10 protein-coding genes and 1 riboswitch are annotated in these 10,106 nt (G+C 25.1%); of the genes, 2 read left to right on the forward strand and 8 right to left on the reverse strand.

The features are described from left to right. Positions 1-924 (forward strand): DEAD/DEAH box helicase (locus Q5F54_RS06450; protein ID WP_302334119.1); only part of this gene is annotated, 924 nt, incomplete at its 5' end. A gap of 36 nt (positions 925-960) precedes the next feature. Here the strand turns inward: Q5F54_RS06450 and Q5F54_RS06455 are convergent. The 8 genes from Q5F54_RS06455 to Q5F54_RS06490 all read right to left on the reverse strand — a co-directional run bounded on the left by Q5F54_RS06455 (position 961) and on the right by Q5F54_RS06490 (position 9,234). Continuing rightward, the gene (locus Q5F54_RS06455; protein WP_288306557.1) at positions 961-1,893 is read right to left on the reverse strand and encodes a hypothetical protein; all 933 of its coding nucleotides are present in this window, start codon (positions 1,891-1,893) and stop codon (positions 961-963) included. Positions 1,894-2,023: 130 nt separating this feature from the next. Next, a complete protein-coding gene (locus Q5F54_RS06460; RefSeq protein WP_302334120.1) occupies positions 2,024-3,667 on the reverse strand; it encodes an ABC transporter substrate-binding protein in 1,644 nt (547 codons plus the stop codon). 67 nt (positions 3,668-3,734) lie between these two features. Beyond that, positions 3,735-3,909, reverse strand: a riboswitch (Lysine riboswitch). Positions 3,910-4,451: 542 nt separating this feature from the next. Next, positions 4,452-4,892, reverse strand: a complete 441-nt coding sequence (locus Q5F54_RS06465) for a L,D-transpeptidase (RefSeq protein WP_288247739.1) — start codon at positions 4,890-4,892, stop codon at positions 4,452-4,454. Positions 4,893-5,096: 204 nt separating this feature from the next. Beyond that, on the reverse strand, positions 5,097-5,726 hold the full coding sequence (locus Q5F54_RS06470; RefSeq protein ID WP_288523688.1) for a DUF305 domain-containing protein: 630 nt from the start codon (positions 5,724-5,726) through the stop codon (positions 5,097-5,099). Positions 5,727-6,473: 747 nt separating this feature from the next. Then, the gene (locus tag Q5F54_RS06475) at positions 6,474-6,608 is read right to left on the reverse strand and encodes a hypothetical protein (RefSeq protein ID WP_288306554.1); all 135 of its coding nucleotides are present in this window, start codon (positions 6,606-6,608) and stop codon (positions 6,474-6,476) included. A 522-nt stretch (positions 6,609-7,130) separates the two neighbouring features. Beyond that, positions 7,131-7,457, reverse strand: coding sequence for a Fe-S cluster assembly protein HesB (locus Q5F54_RS06480; protein WP_071121008.1), 327 nt, complete (start codon positions 7,455-7,457; stop codon positions 7,131-7,133). 349 nt (positions 7,458-7,806) lie between these two features. Continuing rightward, positions 7,807-8,550: a Sir2 family NAD-dependent protein deacetylase gene (locus Q5F54_RS06485; RefSeq protein WP_288524228.1), complete on the reverse strand. Its 744-nt coding sequence runs from the start codon at positions 8,548-8,550 to the stop codon at positions 7,807-7,809. Positions 8,551-8,769: 219 nt separating this feature from the next. Then, positions 8,770-9,234 carry a hypothetical protein gene (locus tag Q5F54_RS06490; protein WP_071121010.1) on the reverse strand — a complete coding sequence of 155 codons (465 nt, stop codon included), beginning with the start codon at positions 9,232-9,234 and terminating at the stop codon, positions 8,770-8,772. A 435-nt stretch (positions 9,235-9,669) separates the two neighbouring features. Here Q5F54_RS06490 and Q5F54_RS06495 point away from each other — a divergent pair. Next, a partial coding sequence (locus Q5F54_RS06495; protein WP_331562465.1) for a hypothetical protein occupies positions 9,670-10,106 on the forward strand: 437 nt, incomplete at its 3' end.

Genomic DNA, 10,106 nt, shown 5'->3' on the forward strand with positions numbered 1-10,106 from the left:
TTTGCACTTACTGGTACACCTATTGAAAATAACTTACTTGAGCTTTGGTCTATTTTTGATTTTGTAATGCCTGGATATTTATATAGCAGAAATAAGTTCCAAGATTTGTTTATATATGATGAATATAATGCTAATAATCTTAGAAAACTTATAAAACCATTTATACTTAGAAGAACTAAATCTCAAGTTATGACTGAACTTCCAGATAAAATAGAGAATAAGTTTTTCGTTGAGCTTAATAAAGATCAACGAAAAGTATACAGTGCTTATGTGGAAGAAATTAAAGAAAAAATAAATAATAAAGATATCAAAACAGATAAGATAACTATGTTTTCTTATTTAACAAAACTTAGACAATTATGTTTAGATCCTAGTGTTTTAATAGAAGGTTATAATAAAAAAAGCTCAAAAACCGAAGCTACTCTTGAAATATTAAAAGATTATATAGAGGATAATCATAAAATACTTTTATTCTCTCAGTTTACTTCTGTTTTAAAAAATATTGGTAAAGAGCTTTCTAAAAATAATATAGATTATTATTATATAGATGGACAAACTAATGCTTTAGAAAGATTAAATCTTGTTAATAAATTTAATGAAGGCGAAGATGTTAAAGTATTTTTAATATCTTTAAAGGCTGGTGGAAGTGGTCTTAACTTAACTAGTGCTGATGTTGTAATTCACTTTGATCCTTGGTGGAATCCAGCTGTTGAAAATCAAGCTAGCGATAGAGCTCATAGATTTGGTCAAAAAAATGTGGTTCATGTTATTAAACTTATCGCAAAGGGAACTATTGAAGAAAATATAATTAAACTTCAAGAAAATAAAGATAAGCTTATAAAAGATTTTATAAATGATGATTTATCTAATAGTGGACTTCTTAAGAGTTTATCCGATAAAGATATAATAGATTTATTTTCATAAAGTAAAAAAGGAGCAAAATTTTGCTCCCTTTTTATTCTATTCATTATTTTCATATACCTTATAATCCATTAAATATGTGTATGACTCCATACTTTCCCATGAACCTTTACCAGTCCTTTTCATAGGCATATGACTAAACTGAGCAGCATCATATATTGGATATTCAGACTTTAATTTTTTAGTTGAGTAATCATTAAAATCTATAGTATATAAATTACCAATTTCCTCATAAGACATTAATTCATTTCTGTATAATATAGTATAATAATCTGCATCTTTATCTTCTTTAAATTTAACATTATTTATTATATCGAAAAATTGTTCTATATCAATATTATATTCCATTGGATTAAACACAAGCATATCTTCTTCATCATAATCATAGATTTTACTTATATAGACATTATATGATTTAGTATTATCTGATATATAGTAATATTTATTATTATTTATATCTTTTACAGTATAACTTATCATCTTTATTTTATTTTTGTTGTAATCTAAGTCAAGTTTTTCTATAAATGCTTGATTATCTATACCTAATTCTTTTTTTAATATTTTATAATTATTTTTTAAAGAATCCATGCTTATACTTTCCATAGGTATTACTCTATCTCTATACTCTACTTTGTTGTATATAATTGAGTTTATTCCCACTAAGCAAAGTATAATAAATCCAAATACTGTTGCTTTCTTTTTTATTATATTATTTTTTCGTTCTTTATTTTTCATAAATAGTAGATATATAATAAATCCTATTGGTAGTACAAATTTAATATACTCAAAATTAAAACTAAATGTAAATAATCCTAACATATGAAACCCAACTAATTTAAATCCTAAATATTCTTCAACTTCTTCTTTTTTATTGTATAAATACCTTAAGTAGCCAATTGTAAGTATTAATGTAGCCAAACTTAATATATTTGTTTCATTTATATACTCTATAAGCTTAAAAATATATTTCATAATATCCCCCCTATTGTGACTATATAAATTATATCATATTAAGTTTTTTTAAACTATTTAATCTACGCAAGTAAAAAGGAATTACCTTAAAATAGTTTAATATAATTCCTTTTATTTTTTATATTAAAATTTATTCTTCTCCAGCATTTATCAATATAAAGAATGTAGTTGCATTTTTAGTTGATTTAAATTCTGGGCTCTCTTTGAATTTATCAACATGTTCTGCAGCCAAATCTATAGAATCAACTTCTCCAGCTTCATAAAGATTTATTCCAGTTGAAGAGTCTTTTACTATCTTAGTATTTATAGTTTGTAATTTTACTACATCTTTATCCCAATACTTTTCATTTTTACTCATTGTATATTGGTCTTCTAATTTCCATCTAGTTAATTCAAATGGTCCATTAGATAATATATCATCTTTAGTAGTTCCATATTTATCCCCTTTTTCTTCAACAAATTTTTGATTTTGTGGGAAGAATACAGGGAATCCTACAAGCCTATAAAAATAGTTAACAGGTCTTACTAAAGTAACTTGTAATGTATTATCATCAAGTGCCTTAACACCTACGTCATCAGCACTACATTTACCTAAACTATAATCTTCTGCACCAACTAAATCATAGAATATAAATCCATATTGACTTCCTGTCTCTGGATTTAAAGTTCTCTTCCATGCATATTCAAAGTCATGAGCTGTAACCTTATCACCATTACTCCAGTATGCTTTATCATTTATAGTGAAAGTCCAAGTTTTTTTATCTTCACTTATTTCCCATTTAGTTGCCATACCTTCTACTACTTTACCGTCTAAATCTACTCTTGTTAAACCTTCCATAATATTATTTAAAACATCAAAAGAATAAAAATCTGTAGTTTTACTTGCATCTAATGATGGTAAATCTGCACTACTCGTTATATTGAAGCTATCTTTACCTTCTACATAAGCCCATTTATAAGTATTTCTAGCTCCATATGCAGATTTAACTATGTCCTTAACTGTAGATTTTTCTAAGTATGCAGAGCTACTTTGATATACTGGAGATATATATGCATCGTTTAATAAAACCTTTTCAGCTTCAGCAAATTTTTTCCAGCTATTCGCTAGTGTTAATGAGTTTTTAGCTTCATCAACTAATTTATTATATTCTGCACTATTATATCCACTATTTGATCCAAATTTGCCAGTTGTTGTGAATGTTTCTAAGAATGTTAATGGGTCTGGATAATCTGCTATCCATGAACTGTATAGTAATTCAAAATCACCTTGTGATTCTAATTGTTGTTTTTGTTTGAATGGAACTTGCTTGATTTCTATAGTTAGACCTTCTAAGTTTTGCTCTAATTGATTTTGTATATATTCACCTATTTGTTTACTTGTATCTGAATCTGTTGTTAAAAACTCTAATGTTGTATTATCAAATCCTAATTCATCTTTTGCTTTCTTCCAATGCTCTGCTGCTTTTTCTTGATCAAATTCAAATCCCATTTCCCCTGCTATTTCTCTATAGTCCTTACCATCTTCATCTAATGCCAAACCTTCTGGAACATATACATTAGTTGGTAATGATCCGTTATTTAAAATAACATCAGTTATTTGAGCTTTATCTATAGCCATAGATATAGCAAGTCTAGCATCCTCATTTTGTAAAATTTGCTTAGCAGTTATATTTTCAGATTGCCCTACATTATTTCCTGTTTGACTACATCCAACTAGCATACTCCCACTTAATATAGATGCCAATACTAATAATGGTATTTTTTTAGAAAACATATATTTCCCCCCAATAAAAAATCCTTAAGCTTATACTTAAGGATTTGTATACAAATATACTCTACACTTAAATGATAGCTCACCACAAAATAATTTGTGACAGTGATGCATATATTTTATACATCACCAGTATTACAGCTTTAAAGCATCAGCTGTAACCTTCGGCGATTGCTCCTTTCATAGTAAGTCACTGTGCTTATCTCATTACTACTACTATTAACTTTCGCTCCTCTATCTTTAATGATTTAAGTTCTATTTTGATACATATATATTATATATATAATTTCACTTTGATGTAATAATTTTCAGAATATTAAATGTTTATTTTTTCATCTTGCATTATTAGTCAAATTTTACGTTTTTTCAATAGTCTCTTTAACATCTTCTTCAGTTAATATTTTCTTTCTTGAAATTAACATATTGCACTCCATGCAATAATAACTTATTGTTCCTCAGCCATCTAAAACATCTAATTCCCCTTTACAATATGGACAATAATATTTATTTTTCATAAACTCACCTCATATATATTTTTATTTTATCCCCATTATCTATTATAATATTATTTTCAACATGATTTAAAGAGTTTATATCTATATTTTATATAACTTTATTCTATAATTTGTATTTTTGAATTCTAAATATTAATATATTTTTTCTCTAAAACTTTTTATATCCTCAAAATTCCACCTACTTTTACCATTTTCTTTATTTAGTATCAATAAATTTATAATTTTACAAAATTAATTCTTAATCCAAATATATACTTAATTTATTAAATATATCAATTAATAATTATGGGTGTTCCTTCTGGAATATTATCATATATCCATTTTGCACTACTAGTTGCAAGCCTTATACATCCATGACTTATTGCCACTCCTAATCTATCATCTTTTATATTAAATCCTTTATCATCATATATTATAGAGTGGTAATAATAATCATCAACTATATTTGTTGCATATTTTACAGAGCTTGTATTTCCACCTATAGCTGGGTACTTTATACCTACACTAAATACACCTTTTATAGTTGGTGTTGACAATTTTCCAACTGTAGAACTCCATTTGTATTCTAACTCCCATCCATTTTTATACTCATAAACATAGGTAAATTTATCCTTAAGCGAAGTTATTAATAAATAATCTGTACTACTTTGTATATTATTTTCTTTTACAAACTCGGTAATACTTTTATCAAATTTATCATAGTTATAAGCCATACTATCCCCTTCCTTTAAACGTTAAGTTATAATATAATATATAAACATTTATTTATTTGATATACTAAATATAATTATATTTAGAAGGGTATTATAAGTATTGGTTACGATATTTATAACTGTATAATTAGAAAGTTTCATATAGTAATTGTATATAAAAATAAATAGCCAATAATCTTATGATAATTTATTGGCTACTTATTTTTATTTTATACTGTCAAAAAGTTTTTTCATATTGTCTATTTCAGGTTGTTGATTTTGTAATTCTCCTTCTGCCATTTTTTTAATTTCAGCATTATCAGTATACTTAATTATTGAGTTTACCATATCTATCGCACCCTGATGATGAACTATCATTGATTGTAAAAAGTCTTTATCTACATTTCCTGTAGGCTTAAGATTTTCAAGTCCACACATCATCTCTTTTACAATTTTTTCATAATCTTTTAAATATTTTTCTTCCCTTACTTTATCTTGTGTTAAATTCTCTATTAGAGTTTTCATTAAGCTTTCCATACTAGCTATACTTATTGTTTGATTTTTTATTATATCCTTAGCTATTTGAACTACCTCTTCATTTTCTCCTCCGTTGTTTAGTAAATTTTTTGCCATATCAATAGCACCTTTATGATGTTGTATCATTTGATATAGATAATCAAGATTTACATTACCTGTGTGAGGTGCATAAATCATATTAGTTCCTAAACTTTCAGTTATCGCTTTATTTTCTTTTAAATATGACTCTTCATTACTTTCTGCAAATATAAAATTATTAGATGGTATACTAATGCATATTGTCATTAATACAAATATCTTTTTTAAAAATTTTTTCATCGTATCCTCCTAAATTTAACTAAGTAATCCGCTTTATTTAATTTCTTGAATAAATTTTTCTCAGAATTTGTATTCTCTATTCTCTTTTATCACTGTATTTTTTGCTATTATGGTTTCAATGCTTTTATTTATTTACTTATATAAGTAGGTTCCTTGTAATTTATACAATCAAAATAAATTATATATATGATACTAATTGTGATAAAAAAATAATATATCATGGTGGGTAAATTTTAATGAAGGTTTTAGAGAGTTAAAAGCTCAATTTCAATCACTTTAAGCTTAATGTAAAATATTTACAAACTTTATAAGATAATTTTAATCTCATATTAAGATAAAATAATAAATACTTTATCTATATTATTTTAATAATATTCTCATTCTATAATTTTATAGCATAAGTTCATAAATTTTAGTTTAAAATATATATGTACTTTATAATTCCAATCTCCTTAAAATTTAGTATATAATAGAAAAAATGCTACTATCTAATATGATATTAGCATTTTTCTGTCCTTAAAATTTATTTAATAAATTGGCCATTTCTATTACAATTACTGTTTCCTGATATTTTCTATGTTCTTTGTGATACCCTTGACTTATTATTTTTCTATCCTAATTTATTAAAATAAAAATTATCTCTGCATAATTATAATAATTTTATAATAGATATATCTAAAAATATAATAAATAAAGATTAATAACATTATAAAAAAGGAGTGCATATAATACACGCCTTTAATTATTTTAGTGTCCGCAACCAGAGCATCCTCCGCCACATCCACCTTGATCATTTTTCATACTTTCAGGAATTACTCTAAATCCGTATCCTGTATCTTCTATAACAATATCACCATGTTGTGCATATTCGTTTTTATCCATTATAAATTGTAGCCCCTCTACTTCATAAGCTACATCACTATCCTTTTGCTCATCCAGAGCAATACCAAATGATGGACCGCCTCAGCCTATGCCTGCGAAAGAAACTCTTATAGTTTGAGGTCTATCTTGATTGTCTTGTAAGATGTCTTTTAACGTCTTTACTGCTGATTCTGGTAAAGTTATCTTCATTGAAATCATATCCTTTCTTATTTTTTATGAATATACATAGTATATACCTATTATATACATTTTTGCCATAAATAATCAATACGTGTAGAACTATATTTTTATTTACTATATTTATACCCATTTTATGTAGTATTACTCATAGATTTTTATAACTAATATACTAAATAAAAAATTCGCTTCGTTCATATTTCCAATAATCAGGTCAGTTGCTTAAAACCAATTGATTAATATTATTTAAATTTAAAAATTATATACATTTTTTAAAGTATTATAGTATATTTAGGCGTAAAAAAGTTACCTTAGTTTTTAAGGTAACTTATTTATATATATATATTAGTGTCCGCAACCAGAGCATCCTCCGCCACATCCACCACCTGTGTTTTCTGGCATATTTGCAACTACTACTCTAAAACCATATCCTGTATCTTCTATAGTTACATCACCATACTTACTGTATTCAACTTCGCTCATTATAAAATGTAAACCTTCTATGTCATAGTGAACATCATCTTCTCTTTCCTCATCTAATGCTATTCCAAATGATGCTCCTGAACAACCCATTCCTGCAAAATATACTCTTATATTTTGAGGTCTTTCTTGATTATCTTTTAATATATCTTTTAATGTTTTTATTGCTGATTCTGGTAAAGTAACTTTCATAAAACCAACTCCTTTTCAAAATTTTGTATATAGAGATTATATGCTTGTTTTATCTAGTAATCAATATATATTAATATAAATTATTTTCTTGATATTATAATAATTACCCACTTTTTTTATGTGTATTCACCCATTTTTAAATTTAAAAATTGCCTTTACCTAAAAATTTCTAGCTGATACTTTTTTCTATGACTTATTTTAAAATAATCTTACACCAATAATTATAATTGCTATTTTCCTAGAATTGTTTCCTTTAAATGATGTAAATATGCCAAAATAGATTAAAAGCTATAATAATATTTCAATAAAATACCTATAATTGTAAATTATATGTATTTTATAATTTAATCTATAATATTAAATTATTTAACTTTTCTAATACATCTATTATATCTTCTCCATAAATAGAGTAGTTTATATAATTTGCTATGCTTTCAATCGGTTCTTTATTTATAGCAACTAATTTAGCTCCTTTCTCCCTTGCCATTACAGGTAATTTGTTTATAGGCGAGATACTCATTTCTGTTCCAATTATTAGCACTATATCACTTTTATACATATTAAATAATGCTAGTTCTAGGTACTTTGGAATTTCTCCAGATAATACTATATTTGGTCTTAATGTTCCATTGCACTTTGTATACTCTTTTTCAAAATTATCATGCCCATTATTACATTTATGTGACTTTTGATAATATTTACTATTAAATTTCTTTTTACAGTTTGTGCAGTAAAAATTATTTATATTACCATGTAGTTCTATCACATTTTTTATTCCGTGATACCCATCTATATTTTGAGTTATTACTAAATCTATTATTTTTTTATTTTTCCATTCTTCTATTATATGGTGAGCTTTATTTGGTTTATTTAATGATATTTGTTTACATATATTTCTATAGTAAGATATAAAATTATTATCTGATTTATCAAAATCCTTATTACATAATTTTGATAAGTTAATACCATTATAAACCTGATTGTCAACACTTGTTTTGTAATCTATCTTTTGAGAATCTATACTAATTCCATCACCGGTTATCACAGTTGTCTTTTTAGATTCTTTTAATAAATTCGCTATTATTTCATACATATTTGTACCTCCAATATAAATTTTATATAAGTGGTGCAATATTTTATTATATGAATTGCATTTTTAAATGTTAACTTTTAATTCTATTCTTAACATCTTATGCATTAATAAAATTTATATTTTCTATAAATAATTAAAAGCTATAAAGTTTTATTTACTTTACAGCTTTATATAGCATACTATCATATAATTACTCTTATTATTGATATAATTTATCCTTTAGTTTATTTTTATTGATATACAATCCTTTATTTTGTTGAAATTTATTTCTAAATCACCTTTATTCCACGTCTCTATTACTTTATTATCCGATGATACAAATTTTAAAGATGATTTTCCAAGTTCATTCCATAGTCTTTCAGATATTATTCTATATGTAGATTCATCATCTTCTACAAAAGAAATATTTATTAATGAAGCTACTTCTCTTTTTTCATCAAATCCGATATATACATTACTTTCTTGTTGTAGAATTTCTTTTTCATATCCTTTACCAAGTACATTTTCCACATCTATTTTGTTTTTTCCAATTAGATTTGCTAAGTCTTTTATTTCATATTCTTCAAGTTGTATATTGGATTTATTTTTTTCATTACCGTATACGTATATTTCTTCTATTATTGATACACCAGACAGTGTTATTAGCCCTGCTGCTATTAATCCAATTTTTCTTTTTAACTGCATAATAATCATCCCCATAAACTAAATTTAATTTATTTATACACTTCTTCACTTATTCTATTCTCTATAAATAAATTTGTTCCTAAATAATTTTTATTTTATAATAGTTTTTATATTCTAATCTAAGTAAACTAAATAATTTTTTTCTGAATTAATAGTTAAAATTTTTACAATTATATTTAATATTATATCTATATTTTAATACTTACATGTATAAAACCATCGTATATATCATCAACTACTGTAAAATTTAACTAACACAACAAGCTAATTTATAAAAGCAAGCTCATCGTCAAAATTAAATCCCATATCATTGTTAAAAAAATAACTATAATATATTGACATTATAAACAAAGTATAATATTCTTATAAAGATGTATATTAGAGGTTATTTTGAAGATAATTGATTTAAATTAGTAATAGGGGGAGTGAGTTTATATGAAAAAATTATCCGAGACAATAAAAAAATTACTACTATTTTTGCTAGGAATGAGTATTATACAATTTGGAGTGGCTTTATTTTTAAGAATGAACATAGGTTCAGATCCATTTACAGTTTTTACACAGGGATTAGCTAATACATTAAATAACCTTGGAATGAATGTAACGACAGGAACAGCAAATAGAATAATTTTAGTAGTATTATTTAGTATAATATTATTATTAAACAAAAACCATATAAAGATCGGTACAATCATATGCGTTATTGGAGTTGGACCAATTATAGATCTGGGAGTCCGTGTAGTTTCTGTTCTTCCTGTAGAATCGTATAGTTACTTATTAAAAATGTTTTTAATCGCATTAGGATGTTTTATAATTGCTATAGGATTTTCAATACTTTCTGCTACTAAAGTTGGAGTAGCACCAAATGATAT

Origin of the sequence: uncultured Romboutsia sp. (genome assembly GCF_958366745.1) — a bacterium.
In the GTDB taxonomy this organism is placed as follows: Bacteria; Bacillota; Clostridia; order Peptostreptococcales; family Peptostreptococcaceae; genus Romboutsia; species Romboutsia timonensis.